This window comes from Sulfurimonas sp. HSL-1656 (genome assembly GCF_039645585.1).
GTDB classification, from domain to species: domain Bacteria; phylum Campylobacterota; class Campylobacteria; order Campylobacterales; family Sulfurimonadaceae; genus Thiomicrolovo; species Thiomicrolovo subterrani.
The window spans coordinates 2468912-2484972 of record NZ_CP147915.1 but is presented as its reverse complement, the minus strand read 5'-3'; the positions used below and the strand labels follow the sequence as shown (position 1 = coordinate 2484972).

At 56.0% G+C, this 16061-nt stretch carries 19 protein-coding genes; 3 read left to right on the top strand and 16 right to left on the bottom strand.

The window, feature by feature from the left end:
• Positions 1-50: 50 nt before the first annotated feature.
• From soxZ to WCX49_RS12780, 13 genes are all read right to left on the bottom strand, one after another.
• Entirely contained in the window at positions 51-356 is a 306-nt protein-coding gene (gene soxZ / locus WCX49_RS12840; protein WP_231019449.1) for a thiosulfate oxidation carrier complex protein SoxZ, read from the bottom strand.
• A gap of 41 nt (positions 357-397) precedes the next feature.
• Positions 398-850, bottom strand: coding sequence for a thiosulfate oxidation carrier protein SoxY (locus tag WCX49_RS12835; RefSeq protein ID WP_345985467.1), 453 nt, complete (start codon positions 848-850; stop codon positions 398-400).
• A 22-nt stretch (positions 851-872) separates the two neighbouring features.
• The gene (locus WCX49_RS12830) at positions 873-2057 is read right to left on the bottom strand and encodes a c-type cytochrome (protein WP_345985466.1); all 1185 of its coding nucleotides are present in this window, start codon (positions 2055-2057) and stop codon (positions 873-875) included.
• Complete coding sequence (soxC, locus tag WCX49_RS12825; protein ID WP_345985465.1) at positions 2038-3351, bottom strand: sulfite dehydrogenase; 1314 nt, start codon at positions 3349-3351, stop codon at positions 2038-2040. The genes WCX49_RS12830 and soxC overlap by 20 nt, the downstream gene beginning before the upstream one ends.
• A gap of 351 nt (positions 3352-3702) precedes the next feature.
• Positions 3703-3978 (bottom strand): hypothetical protein, encoded by a 276-nt coding sequence (locus tag WCX49_RS12820; protein ID WP_345985464.1) that lies wholly within the window; start codon positions 3976-3978, stop codon positions 3703-3705.
• Positions 3975-4193: a hypothetical protein gene (locus tag WCX49_RS12815; protein WP_345985463.1), complete on the bottom strand. Its 219-nt coding sequence runs from the start codon at positions 4191-4193 to the stop codon at positions 3975-3977. Before WCX49_RS12815 ends, WCX49_RS12820 begins: the two co-directional genes overlap by 4 nt.
• Before the next feature lie 329 nt (positions 4194-4522).
• Complete coding sequence (locus WCX49_RS12810) at positions 4523-4957, bottom strand: heme-binding domain-containing protein (RefSeq protein WP_345985462.1); 435 nt, start codon at positions 4955-4957, stop codon at positions 4523-4525.
• A gap of 168 nt (positions 4958-5125) precedes the next feature.
• On the bottom strand, positions 5126-6151 hold the full coding sequence (locus tag WCX49_RS12805) for a hypothetical protein (protein WP_345985461.1): 1026 nt from the start codon (positions 6149-6151) through the stop codon (positions 5126-5128).
• A 9-nt stretch (positions 6152-6160) separates the two neighbouring features.
• Positions 6161-6427, bottom strand: coding sequence for a DUF493 domain-containing protein (locus WCX49_RS12800; RefSeq protein ID WP_345985460.1), 267 nt, complete (start codon positions 6425-6427; stop codon positions 6161-6163).
• Positions 6408-6881: a cyclic pyranopterin monophosphate synthase MoaC gene (moaC, locus tag WCX49_RS12795; RefSeq protein ID WP_345985459.1), complete on the bottom strand. Its 474-nt coding sequence runs from the start codon at positions 6879-6881 to the stop codon at positions 6408-6410. The genes WCX49_RS12800 and moaC overlap by 20 nt, the downstream gene beginning before the upstream one ends.
• 308 nt (positions 6882-7189) lie before the next feature.
• On the bottom strand, positions 7190-7786 hold the full coding sequence (gene mobA / locus WCX49_RS12790) for a molybdenum cofactor guanylyltransferase MobA (RefSeq protein WP_345985458.1): 597 nt from the start codon (positions 7784-7786) through the stop codon (positions 7190-7192).
• Positions 7787-7818: 32 nt separating this feature from the next.
• Positions 7819-8670, bottom strand: a complete 852-nt coding sequence (locus WCX49_RS12785; protein ID WP_345985457.1) for a hypothetical protein — start codon at positions 8668-8670, stop codon at positions 7819-7821.
• An 8-nt stretch (positions 8671-8678) separates the two neighbouring features.
• Positions 8679-9947, bottom strand: a complete 1269-nt coding sequence (locus WCX49_RS12780; RefSeq protein WP_345985456.1) for a 3-isopropylmalate dehydratase large subunit — start codon at positions 9945-9947, stop codon at positions 8679-8681.
• Positions 9948-10112: 165 nt separating this feature from the next.
• Here WCX49_RS12780 and WCX49_RS12775 point away from each other — a divergent pair, with 165 nt between their 5' ends.
• Genes WCX49_RS12775 through WCX49_RS12765 form a run of 3 tightly spaced genes read left to right on the top strand, consistent with a single transcriptional unit; the run spans position 10113 to position 12537 of the window.
• Positions 10113-10955 carry a mechanosensitive ion channel domain-containing protein gene (locus WCX49_RS12775; protein WP_345985455.1) on the top strand — a complete coding sequence of 281 codons (843 nt, stop codon included), beginning with the start codon at positions 10113-10115 and terminating at the stop codon, positions 10953-10955.
• Entirely contained in the window at positions 10952-11743 is a 792-nt protein-coding gene (locus WCX49_RS12770) for a DUF481 domain-containing protein (protein WP_345985454.1), read from the top strand. Before WCX49_RS12775 ends, WCX49_RS12770 begins: the two co-directional genes overlap by 4 nt.
• A 41-nt stretch (positions 11744-11784) precedes the next feature.
• Complete coding sequence (locus tag WCX49_RS12765; protein WP_345985453.1) at positions 11785-12537, top strand: DUF481 domain-containing protein; 753 nt, start codon at positions 11785-11787, stop codon at positions 12535-12537.
• Here WCX49_RS12765 and WCX49_RS12760 read toward each other — a convergent pair.
• From WCX49_RS12760 to WCX49_RS12750, 3 genes are all read right to left on the bottom strand, one after another.
• Positions 12534-13622 carry an MFS transporter gene (locus WCX49_RS12760; RefSeq protein ID WP_345985452.1) on the bottom strand — a complete coding sequence of 363 codons (1089 nt, stop codon included), beginning with the start codon at positions 13620-13622 and terminating at the stop codon, positions 12534-12536. The genes WCX49_RS12765 and WCX49_RS12760 overlap by 4 nt on opposite strands.
• Positions 13623-14132, bottom strand: a complete 510-nt coding sequence (locus WCX49_RS12755; protein ID WP_345985451.1) for an RDD family protein — start codon at positions 14130-14132, stop codon at positions 13623-13625.
• 252 nt (positions 14133-14384) lie between these two features.
• Entirely contained in the window at positions 14385-15995 is a 1611-nt protein-coding gene (locus WCX49_RS12750; RefSeq protein WP_345985450.1) for a cation:proton antiporter, read from the bottom strand.
• Positions 15996-16061 lie beyond the last annotated feature (66 nt).

Sequence of the window (16061 nt, the reverse complement as noted above, 5' to 3'; positions counted from 1 at the left end):
TTGGTACCTTGGGGAGAAAACGGTGAGGCGCCGAAGCGCCCACCCGGGGATTACTTGATTTTGGCTTTGGAAGTCTTGGTGTTGCCCTTGAGGTCAACCCAAGTCATGACGAGTTCGTCACCCGCTTTGAAGTCGCCTTTGAATGCGAACTTGAAGATCGGGTTCTTGGAGAGGAACTGGCTGACAGACGCGTCCATAACGGTTGCAGCGCCGACTTTTGCGTCGATGTGCGTGATGAAGTTCGCGTTGTTGCGGTCGCCGGTTTTCTTCTCAGCGATATCGTATGTCCACATGTCGTGCTTCGCCATCGCTTTTACAGAAACAACATTACCTTTGAGTTTTGCTTTGATTCTCATGATATAACCTTTCTATTTCTTTGTTCTATAGGCGAAGGCGATCAGCCCTCACAACCACCGAGTGCAACGTCGAGTGTTTTGGAGCCGCTGTAGAGCTTGCCGTCTGTACCCTGTACGACTGCTGTGATCGTACCGGAAGCCTTCATCTTGATCTTGATGGAGAAGTCGATGATGCTGTACTCGTTGAGGTCGTAAACGATAACCGCTGCTTCCGGGTTGACGTTCTGGACGATGATCATGGATTTCGCAGCGATGTCGGATTTGACATCGACCGGTACTGCACCGCCGTTGCTTGCAACGTCCGGAGCAACGACAGTGACGCCTTCTGCGACCGTTGCAGCCGTGCCGTACATTGCTTTGAGGGCATCGTCAACAGTTTTAGCCGTCCATACAGTCGGCTTGGATTTGCGGAAATCTTCCGCACGGACGCTTGCCGGTACAGCAGCCAGGGCGCAAGCGCCAGCTGCGAGAGAGAGGAATGTTCTTCTTTGCATATGTTTATCCTTTGGTTGAGATTTACTTGCTCTGGCTGATCATGTAATCAACCACTGCCTTGAGTTTGTCGTCAGACAGGTCCGTACCGCCTTTCGGAGGCATACCTGCGTCGGTACCGTTGATGGCGCGTGCATAGACCTGATCCATACCCTTGCCGACAACCGCTTCCCACGCTTTCTTGTCGCCGACCACCGGAGCACCCATGCCCGCAGCACCGTGGCATACGGCACAGCTGGACTCATAAGTGTTTTTCGCTTCGAGGTCTACGCCTGCAGTGTTTTCAACTTCCGGCAGGTCACGTACCTGGGAAAGCGGCGGGAGGAACTCTTTCTGCTCGATAGAGATCGGAACGACTTTCGCCGTCTCTTTCTGGCAGTTGCTCATACAGCGCTCGTCCGCAGAAGCGATCTTCTGTGCACCGAAGTTTGCAGGATCCGCGAAATAAGTACGGACGTTCTCGAGGCCGTTTTCACCGTCGATGACCGGTTCGAAACCGTCTTTGTTCGGCATAACGATCTTCGCGAATTTCTCCTGGTCGAGAACGTATTCGTAATCAACTTCTTCGCCGTCGATCTCCATCTCGTTGAGGTTCAGGATATAGGCAACGAGTGCATAGACTTCATCGTCTGTCAGCGTACGGGTATCCGGGTGCGGCATACCTTCCATGATGTACCACCACAGGGTGCTCGCTTCAGACCAGTAGTTACCGAAGACACGGATCGGGCCTTCGGCATCCGGAGTCGTACGCTGGAATTTGAGGCTCTTCACGTTGTCGTATGCATTCCCTTTGGAAAGCGCCGGGTATCCGCCGCCGCCGGAACCGAAGTCGCCGTGACACATAACACATTTTGCTTCGTAGACGGCTTCACCTTCTTCGGCGGTACCTTCACCTTTCGGCGGCAGACGCCACGGCGTTACCGTCGTGTTCCATGCTTCGAGTTCGTTGGCTGTCGGTGTACGTCCGTATGTGTAACCGCCGTTTTCCGCATCGGTATTGACATAGTACGGTCCGCTTTTGCCGTTGACGGTTGCATAGTAGCGACCACCGTCAATAACACGCTTGCCGTTTGCATAGGTAAGGACATTGTCGCCGTTGGATGCCGTCGGTGCCGCAGCGTCGCCGCTTTCGACACAGCCCGTAGCGAGCATAGCGACCGCTGCCGCTGCGGAAGCACCAAGAATAAATTTACGATCGAACTTGAACATTGTTTACCTTCCCTTCTGCAGTGACTTCCCATGAGGCGATACCGTTTCTGTGGTAAACAGATTCGACACCCATCACTGCGGTTTCTTGATCGATTGTCGGCTGGATATAGCCTGCGTCATCGCGTGCGCGGCTCGCGAGGATCAGCGGCTTGCCTTCGTATTTGTACATAAAGCTGAAGCGAGTCCAGGACTTCGGAAGGACAAGACCTTTGAGTTTCGCTTCGACCCAGTTGTTTCCGCCGTCGAAGCTGACGTCGACACCTTCGATCGTACCCATACCGCTCCATGCGAGACCTTCGATCTCGACCATGTCGCCGGCTTTCAGGTCCGTCCACGGTTTTTCCGGGCACGGTGAGGTGATGATGGAGTTGACTTCGTTCGCATAGAAGTGCTGGATTGCTTTGCCGGACGGCTTGAGCGCCGTATATTTCGCTGTTTCTTCTTTCGCGTAGAACGGTTCAGCAGCAAACTCGAGGCGTCCGAGCCATTTGACACAGAGGTTCCCTTCCCAGCCCGGGAGGAGGAGGCGGACAGGATAACCCTGCTCCGGACGGAGGGCTTCACCGTTCTGACCCCAAACGATCATTGCATCGTCGAGTACTTTGTCAACCGGGACGGTACGGCCCATGTGAGAGCTGTCGATACCTTCTGCGAGCATCCATTTTGCACTCGGCTTGAGGCCGAGGTCTTTGAGAATGTCTTTGAGGTAGACGCCGGTCCACTCGGCGTTACTCATCATCCCTTTTGCGAACTGGATGGAGTTGAACTGCGGTCCACGCCATTCCGGGCCGCCGTTTGCCGGACACTCGACGAAGTGAACACGGCTGACGTTCGGGTAGCGCTTGAGTTGCTCAAGCGTCAGAACCAGCGGCTTTTCGACAAGGCCGTGGATCATCAGGCGCCATTCATTCGGGTTGATGGTCGGGATACCACCGTGGCAGCGGCTGAAGAAGAGGCCGTTCGGCGTCATGATACCGCTGAGGTCCTGGATCGGACACATCGCGATAGATGCCTGCCAGTTTCCTGAAGAGAGGAGCTGCGCGTTGCGGCGGGTGATGTTGTGCTCGTACGGTGAAGGCATACCGTAGCGGTTTTTTGTGACCGGATAGCCGATCTTGTGACCCCAGTCCGGTGTGTTCATAATGACAGGATCATCTTCGGCCATCGCACGTGTACCGGAGAGCATTCCGGCACCGGCGATCGCCGTGGCTGAGAGTGCGGCGGTTTTTTTGAAGAAGTTTCTTCTTTCGGCCGACACGTTTTCAGCATCGTGTTGAGAATGTTCGTTTCTCATTCTTCCTCCCTTTTTATTAATAACTTTACTAATTACTATTTCGATAGTCATAAGACCAAAACAGCACACCAACCATCGGAAACTTTACGTTATTCGACTGTTGATGTGCTGTCTTTACAGGCGCTGAACCCAATATCACGATCTTATCAAACGTAAGTATACAATACGAAACGTGTATTCAGAGTGAATGCTAAACCGCTACGCCGGATATCGTTACGAAATGAAACAAAAACGGCGGTAATTACATGACTTAAAAATATTATTATAACAAATGTATAAAATTTAAATAAGTATAGCTTAAAATATCTGCCGCTTTCATACTAGTAATAAAAAATCAAAATCCGTTAAGTTTTATACACGATTGTCAATAATTCCCAAAAGCACGCAGGCAGACGCAGCGCTGTCATAATAAAATGGAATAGTACACCCCTGGTGCTCGATATCCCGGACATCCGTCTCATTACTATAGATAGAGGGTTTGTATTTCTGCGCTTTGCTCGGCAGGTTGAGCAGAATGGTGTCGAGGTAGAGCTTGAACCGTTTCGCCTCTTCCGCATCGGTTTCGGCCATGCCCAACAGCAGCGTTTTGAGTTGTTCGGAGAAGCGTGGAGTTGCGACGACTTTCATGAGATCTGCTCCGCAAGCCATGTGTCAATATCGGCGATGGTTTCGTGGTAGATCGTAACATCTTCGGGGGATGTCCGGTACTCTTCCAGGGCGATCCGGACCCGGCAGCGGAAGCTGTCGTACCGTTCATCCAGGATCCAGGCCTTGTCGTTTGGGAGCGACTGTTTCAGTGTTTCGGCATAGGTGTCATCCACGAGCAACAGCAGTGTCTGCATTGCAACTCCTTTTGTGCGATTGTAGCACGGGGGAGTTGAATTACCCGCTTTCTCTTTCCGCTTCTGCGCTGATGGCCCGGAACCGGTTTGGAAAGGCTGCCGACGGTTTAGGCAGTGATACTGCAGCTCTCAAGTTTTCGTCATAATCTGGTACTACCTTGGCAGGGAAGGGGAAATCGCCCGGAAAGGAACTTAATTACAGTTAGCAGGGTAAAGCAGGACGAAAATGGTTGAGATAGCAGGAAGTGTTTGTAGGGGGCGGGGGTCCGCTCCCGTCACGGAAGATGGAAGCGGAAAGAACGCTTAAGCGTGTTGAGTCGCTCTGTTGATTACTCTAGTTCGAAAGCCGCTTCGGTTGCCCAATCCGTGAGGACTTTTTTATCATCTTCACTCAGTTTGGCATCTGCGTGCATGATCAGATAACTTGGAAGCGGCATTTTGCTCTTGATCGCTTTGGGGATCTTATCAAGATACTTTGCCTTCTTCTCATCATCATAACCTGCCCATGTGGAGAAGTTCATATGTTCGCGACCCTCTTTGACATGCATTTTGGTAAACCATGAAACGGGTGCAACCGAGCTATACCATGGGTAAGTGGTATGGTTCGAGTGACAGTCAAAACAGGAACGTTTGAGAATGGCAAGTACCTCTTCAGGTGCCTCCAGTTCATCTTCAGCCTTCGTCGGCACCTCGGCGGGAACATTCATCGGAATGAATTGAATCCCTACTACAACCAGCAATACAATGATCAATACCTTTTTCATGCGAATCATTATAAGTTTTTATTCTTCGCTTTTTCTAAATTTTTGAAAGTATTCGTTTGTTTCAATTGGAATGCATGCAAGATGGGTGAGTATGAATATATTTTCGTTGAATTTGATGGGAGAGTGCACGCGTAGACAAGGCCGTACGGCGTGCAGGGGAGGCAGGCACTATTTTTTTTCGATCTTTCCCTTGGCGTTCTGCAGGGCGCCTTCAAGGGCCGTTTTGGCCGAGCGCCAGGCGGAGATACCGACCCGCTTGGCCTCTGCGGCGGTTTTTGAGTTGAGGACCTGCGAACGGGAAATGGCCTGGCTGAGCTGGGTGCGCATCAGGTCGACCGTCTCTTTGGAGACCTCGACGAGTTCCTCGAGGTCGTAGCGGATCTCTTTGGCGAGCTTTTCGAGCAGGGCACGGCTTTCACTGCTGCACTGCAGCGCTTCGTCCTGCAGCACCTGGGTAAAGAGGATGTCGGTACGCAGAAGTTCTGTCTGCATCGACGCCGTCAGCTTCAGCTCTTCGGGCATGTAGAGGAGCTGCTTCTTGAGACGGCGGATGGCTTTGATGAGACCGCTGCGCACCCCCCGTAGGGTCCCGAGCAGGATCGCCTCCGCCTGGTTCGGGGTGGCTTCGCCGACTTCGACGGCACTGTGGAGAATACTGCCGATAACGAGGCGGATACGTCCGGTCTCCAGCGGCCCCTCTCCCAGCGTCTCGTAGGTGATCTCTTTGCAGATCTCCTCAATGGTCTCTTCGATGTCGTGGTTTTTCTCGAGGGTCGTGATGATGGCGGATTCGACGACCTCCTCGAGCATATCGAAGAGGTCGATGGACTGCAGCTTGATCTGGTGCAGTTTCGCCTGGGCTTCACCGGGAGCGTCGCCGAGAATCCCCTCGAGGGTATTGAAAATCTGGTGTTTCTCTTCCTGGATCCGTTCGCTCTTGCGTTCGATCTGACGCTCGATCCGCTCTTTCTGTACCAGCAGCGCTTCAAGTTCCTCCTGCAACGCTGCCGTTTGCCCCGCAAGGATCGTGTTGACGACGAGCCGGATCTCCGGAAGCGTCAGATCCGTTTCGTTCAGCCCGTATTCGCTTCCCAGGTAGCCGATGAGGTCGGCGATGCGGGCCTCGAGGCCCATCGGTTCTTGGTTCTTGTAATGGTTGCGGATGTCGCGCTGCAGTTGTTCCAGGTCCAGCATCAAAGGCTCCTATAAAACGATTTTGACGTGTTGGTGCGCTTTAAGCGCATCGAAGATGAACTGACGGTCATCTTCGTTGTGCACAAGCAGTTCGAGATTCAGGCTGATATATTTCCCGGTACGGCTTGTATTGGAGTGGGCGAGTTTGTGTTCGCGCTCCTGGATGACTTCCCGGATGGCGTTTTCCAGTTTTTCGCGCTCTTCGCCGACGACTTTGTAACACCAGTTACAGGGGTATTCCAGCTCAAGTTTCTGATCAAGATCGTTGATATTCACCACTTTTGCCTCCTCGTTTCGTTTCGAGTTGTACGTCAGAGATAATCATCCCTTTGTCGATGGCTTTGACCATGTCGTAGATGGTCAGCAGGCCGATGCTGACCCCGGTCAGCGCCTCCATCTCCACCCCGGTCTGTCCGGTCAGCTTGGCAGTGACGCTGAGTCTGAAGCCCGGGAGCTCCGGCAGCTCTTCCACGTCGCAGTTGATGCCGCTGAGGTTGAGGGGGTGGCACATCGGGATGAGGTCCGAGGTCTTCTTGGTTCCCATGATCGCGGCGATCACGGCTGTCTGAAGCACCGGTCCCTTTTTGGTCCGCTCCTCGACGATGGCGTTGTAGGCATCCGGGCTCATCGTGATTTTACCGCTGGCGACCGCCACGCGTTCCGTTGGGGTTTTGGCGGAAACATCGACCATCTTCGGCCGGTCTTTTTCATCCAGATGGGTCAGCTGCATATATTGTATCCCGTTTTTAACGCTATCTTATAGTAAAGCCGATTAGAGGGAACTTGATGGCGAAAAGTAGAGTATGGGCAGGTTGTTGTTTAATAATTAATCATCGTGCTGGATTAATTGTGGATAATTTGTTCTATGATTTGAGAGTGCAACAGGGACCAGACCTTTTGCCTACGAAGTTTTCAAAGCCAAACATGCATCTTTGGGCACTATAGCCGCCTACTATAGGTAAGCCCCATGATTGATGTATCATTAAAAAACGTTTCTCCTCTCCTGCCGCCCTACGGCGGCGCCTTTTCTTCCGGAATCTACGTTGTTTTGTTCACTCTTTCCAATGCCGCTTCGTATTCGTACGGATGGTTGAGATTGCTGAAAAGCTGCTCTTCCTCAAAATCGACATAGCAGACCCGGCGCTCCGAGAGCATCCTGCCCAGTTTATGATCACCGGTCGCGGCCATCGTTTCAAAGCGTGCCAGCAGGCTGCGGTGGTAGATGCCGCAGAGCGGATGCGTGCCCCCCTCGGTTCTGGCGATCACGGCATCAAGCTCCCCGCTGTCGCGGGAAAGCAATGCACGGATGACCGCAGCATTGATGAAGGGGGTGTCGACGCTGAGCGCAAAGATGCGCTCCGCCCCCAGACTCCGGAACGCGCTGATAAAGCCTGCGGTCGGTGCGGAATCTGTTATCGACGGATCGTCGGGGAGATAGGGGAGCCGTTCCGGATAGCCCTCGGTTGTTTTGACGGAGATGAAGGTGGCGTCGAAGAGGGGAGAGAGACGGGCGTATTGGTATTCGGCGAGGGTGGCGAAACCGTCGAAGGGGAGCAGGGCCTTGTTGCGTCCCATGCGCGAGCTTTTCCCGCCGGCAAAGATGACGCAGGGAAGGGGAAAAGTGCTTTCAGACATGGCGGCGCTCCTTTGGTGAACCGGGCCGTTCGTCAATCCCGGCCGCAGTCTGTGACGGCGAAGCGGTCAATGCTGATGTCGCGGCCGACGAGCATGACGCGGACATGGCTGTCGTGTACCAGCTGCTGCAGCAGTGACGGATCATCGGGGATGTGAAAGACGAACACCGGGAGATCTCCGAGCTGTTTTTGGGTATTCTCCCCGTAGATAGGCTTGTCGATGCCGCCGTAGTTCATCGCGATGCCCGTAATATTGAACGAAGCGAAGAGCAGTTTGTAGGCACTGACGACAATGGAAGCGAACGGATTGCCATCAGGCAGCGGGAAGGTACCGAGGAGCGTTTTGAAACCGGCATCGGTATAGAGGGAGAGGCGCAGGGGGTTGGAGCCTTCGATGTAGAGACGGTCGTGCACGCTGCCGTTGATGGCGATGGTCTCGAGCCGCCGGATCGCTTTTTGCGTCGCTTCGACGCTCAGGTGATCGAGGTTCTTGTAATCAAGCCAGAAGGCGTGCCCTTCGCCCAGTTCCCGGAAGAGGACCTCAAGGGTGAAGAGGCCCCCCTCTTTTTCCGTGTAGATGGGCTTGCCGTCCGGGCCTTTACGGGGGTGGCCGTGCCCGATGATGAAGCGGTCGGTGGCCGTGTCGTAACTGAAGTCGACTTCGACGCCATGCGCGCCCGCGTCAAAGGCACGGCGGAAGGCCGTCAGGGAGTTGCGCTCCTCTTTGGTGTCGTAGAGTCCGCGGGAGGACCAGACCTTGTGGCAGCTGTCGTAGACACCGTCGTACTGCTTTGTTTCAAGCTGGCGGTCGGCGAAATAGACCGCCGCGTTCCAGGCGATCGCGATGACGAGAACCGTGCCGAGCGTGATCGCCTTCCAGGACATGGCGTGACCTAGTCGATCGTTGCCGGGTCGGTGATGTAGCCGGTGATGGCCGACGCGGCGGCGACGGCGGAGTTGGCCAGGTAGACCTTGGAGGAGCGAGAACCCATGCGGCCGACGAAGTTGCGGTTCGTGGTGGAGATGGCGACTTCGTTGTCACCGAGGATCCCCATGTACCCGCCCAGGCAGGCGCCGCAGGTCGGGTTGGAGACGACGCCGCCGGCATCGACGATGATGTCGATGTAGCCAAGTTTCGTCGCTTCGCGCAGGATGCGCTGCGTCCCCGGGGTGACGATGAGGCGGACGTCCTCGTGCACCTTTTTACCCTCCAAAATCTTCGCGGCGATGCGCAGGTCGCTGAGGCGGCCGTTGGTACAGCTGCCGATGAAAGCCTGATCGACCTTGATATGGTCGCTGACGGCCTGGCTCAGGCTGTGGCCGTTGGACGGCAGGAACGGGTAGGCGATGACCGGTTCGAGTTTGTCCACGTCGATCTCGAGGACCTGGACGTACGTTGCATCCGGGTCGGAGTAGTGGATCTTCGCCGGGCGTGCCAGTGTTTTGTCGGCCAGGAAGGCTTCGGTGATCTCGTCGACGGCGACGATCCCGCTCTTGGCACCCGCTTCGATCGCCATGTTACACATACTGAAACGGTCATCCATGCTGAGGTGAGCGATGGTGTCGCCCGTGAACTCGAGGGTGCGGTAAAGCGCCCCGTCGACCCCGATCATGCGGATGACTTCGAGGATGATGTCCTTGCCGGTCGTGAAGGGACCCGGTTTTCCGGAGAGCACGACTTTGATGCTCTCGGGGACTTTGAACCAGTTGCCGCCGGTGACCATGGCAAAGGCGAGGTCGGTGGAACCCATCCCCGTGGAGAAGGCGCCCAGGGCGCCGTGGGTACAGGTGTGGCTGTCGGCGCCGATGATGACGTCACCCGGGACGACGAGGCCCTTTTCCGGCAGCAGCGCGTGTTCGATTCCCATATCCTTCTCGTCGAAGAAGTGCTTCATTTTGTGCTTCTTGGCGAAGTCGCGGCTGATGCGCGCCTGGTTGGCCGACGCGATATCCTTGGCGGGGATGAAGTGGTCCAGGACGATGGAGAAACCGTCCGGGTTCGCCAGTTCGGTCGCGCCCGCGTCCTCGAATGCCTTGATGGAGATCGGTGTCGTAATGTCGTTCCCGATGACCATATCGATCGGCACCCGAACGATCTCGCCCGCATAGACGGTTTTGCCGGCGTGCTCGGAGAAGATTTTTTCGGTGATAGTCTGACCCATAATTGTTTGCCTTGTCCGGCGGAGATAGAGTTTCCGCGCAAAAATAGTGCCGCGATTATACCATTTTTCGCTCTCCGGCCCCTGACGCCATTTTTTAGGCAGCGGTAACTTTTCGCCGTTGTTTGCTGTGGTATACTGGCTAAACTCTATAACGGGAGGCTCCAAATGGAAGCTTATCTGGATCCGGAAACGTACGGTCCCTATCTTGACCTGGCCCTCGGCTACACGCTGCAGCTCCTGGGTGCCCTGCTTATCTTCCTGATCGGGAAAAGGGTGGCGAAGGCGCTGGGCAACGTGACAAACAAGGCGATGTCGAAATACGGTGTCGACGAGACGCTGACGAAGTTTGTGTCGAGCAGCGTCTATTTTGTCCTGCTGGTCGTCGTCATCATGGCGGCGCTCGGACAGCTGGGGATCGAGACGACCTCGTTCATGGCGATCCTCGGTGCCGCCGGCCTCGCGGTCGGCCTGGCATTGAAAGACACCCTGGCCAATGTCGGCGCTGCCGTCATTATCCTGATCTTCCGCCCCTTCAAGGTCGGCGACTTTGTCGAGGCCGGCGGCGCAACGGGGACGGTGGAGAGCATCAGCCTCTTTACGACGACCATCAGCCCGGTCGACAACCGCACCATCATCGTTCCGAATGCCGCAATCACGGCAGGGAACATCGTCAACTTCTCCAATAAGCCGCACCGGCGCGTCGACCATGTCGTCGGCATCGGCTACAATGACGATCTCAAAAAAGCCAAAGAGGTGCTGTACGGCGTGATCCGTGATAATCCCCGCACGCTCGACGAGCCTGCACCCTTGGTCGCGGTGAGTGAACTCGGCGACAGCAGCGTCAACTTTACCGTCCGCGCCTGGGTCAAATCCGAGGAGTACTGGGATGCCTACTTTGGCATCATCGAGGAGGTTAAGCTCGCGCTGGACGCCAACGGCATCACCATCCCCTATCCGCAGATGGATGTCCATCTCGATTCCACCGAAAACGAGGAGCCCCAGGCATGAAACGTTTTCTGACCCCGATCCTGGCCGTTTCGGCCCTTTTCGCCGCTGAGACGGCGCCGAAACCGAACCCTCTTGTCACCCACACGGAGCTCAGTTACGTCCAGACCCAGGGGAATACCGATACGACCGCCTTCTCGCTTGATTTCAACGGGAAAAAGAGCTGGGGTGCACACAGTCTGAAGCTCCACGCGGATGCGCTTTACGGCACGGAGAACAGCCAGGAGAACAAGAACAAGCTTTTCGGCGAGCTCAACTACGACTGGCAGTTCGCAAGACATGTTGCCTTGAACTACGTGACCGGCTACAAGGATGACAAGTTCTCCGGTTTCGCCTATCAGTTCTACACCGGCCCCGGTGCGAAAGTGATCGTCCTGGATGAAAAGCCCTACGCCCTGGAGTTCCAGGGGAACGTGCTCTACAGCATCGACCAGGGGATGAACAAGTACTACGACGTCAACGGCACGGAGGTCCCTTACCCCTACCCCAACGGTACGGCCGGCCTGACCAAAGTCGACGGCACCTACAACGACTACTGGGGCTACATGCTCAAAGGGGCGTTCAGCTGGATCATCGTCGAGGGGTTCAAGTTCATCGAAGAGGCGAGCTACCGCAGCGGCTTCGACAATGACCAGAACTATTTCGTTTACTCGAAAACGGCGCTCGAGAGCAAGATCAACAGCACCTTCTCGATGGGGGTCAGCTACAAGGTCGATTACACGAACCTCCCTCCGGCAGGGAACGAACGTACGGATACGACCTTCATGACTTCATTGATTATCGACTACTAGTCCACTATAATGCCGTCTGATTTTTCAGACGGAGCCTCTTTTTGTTACGTACGCTATTTCTCCTGCTCATTTCCATTCAGCTCTTTGCCATCGTGGCGATCAAACCCCGCGAGGTCGGCGAGAAGCCGGGCCTTTCCGGCGAACTGACCGGCGCCTTCGAGACGAAGCGCGGCAATACGGAGAAGGACAACTACGCGGGGAGCCTCCAGCTGCAGTTTGACAGCAATACGACCTATGTGGTCTGGGGGGTGGCGCGCGGCGAATACGGCGAGGCAAGCGGTGTCAGGGATACGAACAACCTCTTCGCCCACCTGCGTTATATTCGCAACATTGCCGGCCCCGACATCGCGACGGAAGCCTTCGCTCAGATGGAAAAAGATGAGTTCAAGTCGATTGAGGAACGGGCTCTGGTCGGCGGCGGGGTGCGCTGGAAAGTGTTGAACAAGAAACGCGGACAGTGGGGCGGGCTGTTCGTCGGTGCGGGGGCCTATGCCGAATATATCGGCTATTCGACCGCCGTCGATCCGCTGGAACGCAACCTGCGCTTTAACAGTTACCTTGCCTACAGCCTGCCCCTGTCCGATAAAGGGCAGTTCACGGTCGTCGGCTATTACCAGCCCAAGGTTGACGACATCAACGACTACTACATCGTAAGTTCCGCCCGGATAGAGCTGCAGATCTACCGGCAGCTCTACCTCGGGTTCTCGGTGGAATACGCCCACGATTCGGACCCTGCCGTCGGCATCAAGCAGGACGATTTCTCACAGCGGACCCTGTTCACCTTCAAATTCTAGCCGCGCCGCAGCGCGAGGACGGCCAGCGCCGATGCGCCCGCCGCGGTGAGAAAGAGCGCCCCGGGCAGATATTCATAGATATAGCCCGAACCGACGGCCCCGATAAATCCCCCGAGCCCGTAGCTGATCCCGAAGAAGAACTGCTGTGCCAGCTTTTTCTGCGTAAAGAGGGTGTAGAGGTAGCTGATGGCCGCGGTGTGAAAGAGGGCGAAGCTGATGGCGTGCATGCTCTGTGCGGTGAACAACAGCGGCAGGCTTTCGGGGAACTGCCACACGATCAGCCAGCGCAGTACGGTCACACCCGCGGCGAACTCCAGCAGGGCGTGCAGGTTGCGGCGCAGCAGTGGCCCCTGGAAGTAGAAGAGGACGATCTCGGCGATGACGCCGAAACTCCAGAGGTAGATGGTCATGTCGAGACTGACGCCGTGGGCGGTCTCGTAGATGGTGAAGAAGTTGTAGAAGGGACCGAAGCTGATCTGCATCAGCAAAAAACCAAGCCAGAGCCCGGGGTGCGTCAGCAGCGTAAAGCCGCCGCTGCCGGCTGCCGCAGGCGCCTCGGCCTGTTTTTTGGCATCGTGCCCGGCGATGAGGTAGCCGAAAAGGGCCGTCAGGAGCGTGGTGCCCATTAAGAAAATGAGCGCTGTCTGCGGTGCGTCCAGAACCTTGACCAGTGCCAGGGCGACAAGGATGAAGCCGACCGAACCGAAGAGCCTCACCTTCCCGTAGCGCTCCTTGCCGATCAGTTCCAGAACGATCACTTCGATATAGGGAAGGATCAGGCTGAGCCCTATTCCCAACGTGATGTTGGCGGCCAGCAGTGCCCAGAAGTGGGGCAGGGCGGGGAAAAACGCGGCGGCGGCGCCGAGCATCAGCACCAGGGCGCCGTTGAATACGGTCCGGTCGAGCCGGAGACCGCGCATAAAAGCGAAGGGCACGGCGAAGCGTACCAGCGGCGCGCTGGCGAAGATGATGCCGATCTCGGAGGGGGCGTAGCCGACCATCTCGAGTACCTTGGGCATAAAAATGACGTAGACGCCGATGATGGCAAAGTAGAAAAAGTAGAAGGCGGAGACGAGCAGGGGCATTCAGGCGTTGATGACGGCGGTGCCGCTGATCAGGTCGTGCAGGGCCCTGCCGTCGCGGCGGAACAGGCCGGTGAAGAAACCGATCAGGGTGAAAGCTGAGAGAAAATAGCCGATGAAGCGCAGGAGCAGGCGCCCCCAGGAGGCCGTTCGGAAGGTGGCTGCGTCGACGACCCGGATGCGCATCATCTTTTTGCCCGGCGTCTGGCCGCTTTTATGCCAGAAAAGGACGAAGGTGACGGCATAGAGCAGCATCTGCGTCATCGATGCGTAGGGGTTGGGGGCATGTTTCTGCGCCTCGGCCGGGTTCATCAGCACGTCCATCCCCCCGGCGCTGTTCATCATCTGGTCATGCCCGAAGACGATCATGATGAGCAGGGTGATAGGAATGCCGATCATGAAGATGTCCGTGACAAAGGCCAGTGCCCGCGTACGGAAGTCGGCATAGGTTACTGTCGGGCCGCTTTTTGACTTCGGTTTCGGTTTGGTGTGTTTGATCTCTCGCCATCGCATGGCGCCATTATAGCGAAAGGGGCGGCGGCCAAAGGCCAAGTAAAACTATTTGTTATACTTAAACATAACATAAAAGATTTGTATTATAGTTGCATATTTACGGCCAGTTTACTTCTTCTGCCCTATAATTCCGCTGTCTCAACGACAACAGTAGCAGTCATTGAGTTTCATTTATACACTCCTTATATACCTATGAAGCGCATCCCGGTTTTCCCCCCCCCTCCTTTTACCGGGATGTTTTTAAGCCACACTTTACATTTCACATTGCATGGCCTGGGAAACCAGGACCTTTGCAACTTCATGCTTTCCGTCGACGATATGGCCGACATGCAGTGCTTCAAGTCCTTTTTTCTCTTCGAGCGTCACGATTTTCACGACGAGGTTGGCCTGCGGGTTGATGGCGAGGACCGTTTCGCAGATCAGGCTTTTCTTTTCGGGGTTGTCGAGCGTCACGATGACGGCGGAGGCGTTCTCCGTATGCAGCGCTTCCGCAATGGCCGGTTTGGAGAGGTCGCCGAGGTAGATGGCCTCATTGCACGCCAGCCCCTCCCTGACATGTTTGAGGGAGTTGTCGATGATCACATAGTCCATGCCCAGGGCCTTGAGTTCGGCCGCGACGAACTTCCCGACGGTACTGAAACCGCAGACGATGATGTGGTCACGGTGTTCCGCGATGGGGGCAAGGTTGTCGTGGAGTCCCTTCTGCTGGAACCGCTTGAGCACGAAGGGGTGGACTTTCGGCAGGTAAAAAGGGGTCAGGACGAGGGAGACGACGACCATCATGATCAGGTACTGCTCCAGGGCCGGGTCGAGCAGCCCGTCCGAGGCCGCGAGGGCGAAGATGGCGAAGGAGAACTCTCCGAGCTGGGAGAGCGACAGCGCCGTTTTCAGGGCGACGGGCGTCGGGCTGCTGAGGCGGATCAATGCGAAGATGATCAGGCTTTTGAGCAGCATGACGGCCGCGAGGATGCCGAGGATATTGACGAGGTGCTCGGCGAAAAAAGCGATATCGATCTTCATGCCGACAGTGACGAAGAAAACCCCCAGCAGGAGGTCTTTGAACGAGGCGATATCCGCCTCGACCTTGTGGTGATAGCGTGTTTCGGCGATGATGACCCCGGCCAGGAAGGCGCCCAGCGAGTAGGTAAACCCCATGGCATCGGCCAGCAGGGAAGCCCCGACGGCGATCACGAGAACGGAGCCGAGAAAGAGCTCCTCTATTCCGCTGTCGGCGGCGAAGTGCAGCAGCCAGGTCATCAGCGGCCGGCCGACGGTGAAGAGGATGAGGAGGATCAGGACGGCACTCTCCGCGGTGTGCAGCAGGGTGCTCTGCCAGTCTCCCCCCTCGCTGGCGAGGAAGCCGATGAGCAGCAGAATCGGGATAACGGCGATGTCCTGGAAGATCAGGATCCCCATGGCGCGCTGTCCGTAGGGGAGATGGATCTCCTTGGAGCTTTTGAGATAGCTGAGCACGACGGCGGTGGAGGAGAGCGCAAAGGCGCTCGCGATGATGATGGAGGAGGTGAGGCCGATGCCGAAAAGGCCGTAGGCGAAGGCGAAAACCGTCACCGCCGTGACCAGGACCTGCAGCAGGCCGTTGACGAAGACGATCTGTTTAAGCGCCCCCAGCCGCGGCAGGGAGAGTTCCAGCCCGATCGTGAACATCAAAAAGACGATCCCGAATTCCGCCATCTGTTCCAGGGCGTGCGAATCGCTGAAGTGGCGCAGGTCGAAAGCGTAGACGATGCTCGTGCCCGTCAGGATATAGCCGATCACCTGGGAGACGCCGATCTTCTTGAGCAGGATGTTGAGAACGACGGAGATGGCGAGGGCCGTAACGGCGTAGATCAGGGGCTGGTCCATTGACGTTTCTTTTTTCCGGTAAGTATAGCAGGTCTTTCTCATACAGCGATAAGCCGCGGCCCGATA

Coding starts and splice junctions, on each gene's coding strand:
- soxZ (WP_231019449.1), bottom strand. CDS start 356: ATGAGAATCAAAGCAAAACTCAAAGGTAATGTTGTTTCTGTAAAAGCG.
- WCX49_RS12835 (WP_345985467.1), bottom strand. CDS start 850: ATGCAAAGAAGAACATTCCTCTCTCTCGCAGCTGGCGCTTGCGCCCTG.
- WCX49_RS12830 (WP_345985466.1), bottom strand. CDS start 2,057: ATGTTCAAGTTCGATCGTAAATTTATTCTTGGTGCTTCCGCAGCGGCA.
- soxC (WP_345985465.1), bottom strand. CDS start 3,351: ATGAGAAACGAACATTCTCAACACGATGCTGAAAACGTGTCGGCCGAA.
- WCX49_RS12820 (WP_345985464.1), bottom strand. CDS start 3,978: ATGAAAGTCGTCGCAACTCCACGCTTCTCCGAACAACTCAAAACGCTG.
- WCX49_RS12815 (WP_345985463.1), bottom strand. CDS start 4,193: ATGCAGACACTGCTGTTGCTCGTGGATGACACCTATGCCGAAACACTG.
- WCX49_RS12810 (WP_345985462.1), bottom strand. CDS start 4,957: ATGAAAAAGGTATTGATCATTGTATTGCTGGTTGTAGTAGGGATTCAA.
- WCX49_RS12805 (WP_345985461.1), bottom strand. CDS start 6,151: ATGCTGGACCTGGAACAACTGCAGCGCGACATCCGCAACCATTACAAG.
- moaC (WP_345985459.1), bottom strand. CDS start 6,881: ATGCAGCTGACCCATCTGGATGAAAAAGACCGGCCGAAGATGGTCGAT.
- mobA (WP_345985458.1), bottom strand. CDS start 7,786: ATGTCTGAAAGCACTTTTCCCCTTCCCTGCGTCATCTTTGCCGGCGGG.
- WCX49_RS12785 (WP_345985457.1), bottom strand. CDS start 8,670: ATGTCCTGGAAGGCGATCACGCTCGGCACGGTTCTCGTCATCGCGATC.
- WCX49_RS12780 (WP_345985456.1), bottom strand. CDS start 9,947: ATGGGTCAGACTATCACCGAAAAAATCTTCTCCGAGCACGCCGGCAAA.
- WCX49_RS12775 (WP_345985455.1), top strand. CDS start 10,113: ATGGAAGCTTATCTGGATCCGGAAACGTACGGTCCCTATCTTGACCTG.
- WCX49_RS12770 (WP_345985454.1), top strand. CDS start 10,952: ATGAAACGTTTTCTGACCCCGATCCTGGCCGTTTCGGCCCTTTTCGCC.
- WCX49_RS12760 (WP_345985452.1), bottom strand. CDS start 13,622: ATGCCCCTGCTCGTCTCCGCCTTCTACTTTTTCTACTTTGCCATCATC.
- WCX49_RS12755 (WP_345985451.1), bottom strand. CDS start 14,132: ATGCGATGGCGAGAGATCAAACACACCAAACCGAAACCGAAGTCAAAA.
- WCX49_RS12750 (WP_345985450.1), bottom strand. CDS start 15,995: ATGGACCAGCCCCTGATCTACGCCGTTACGGCCCTCGCCATCTCCGTC.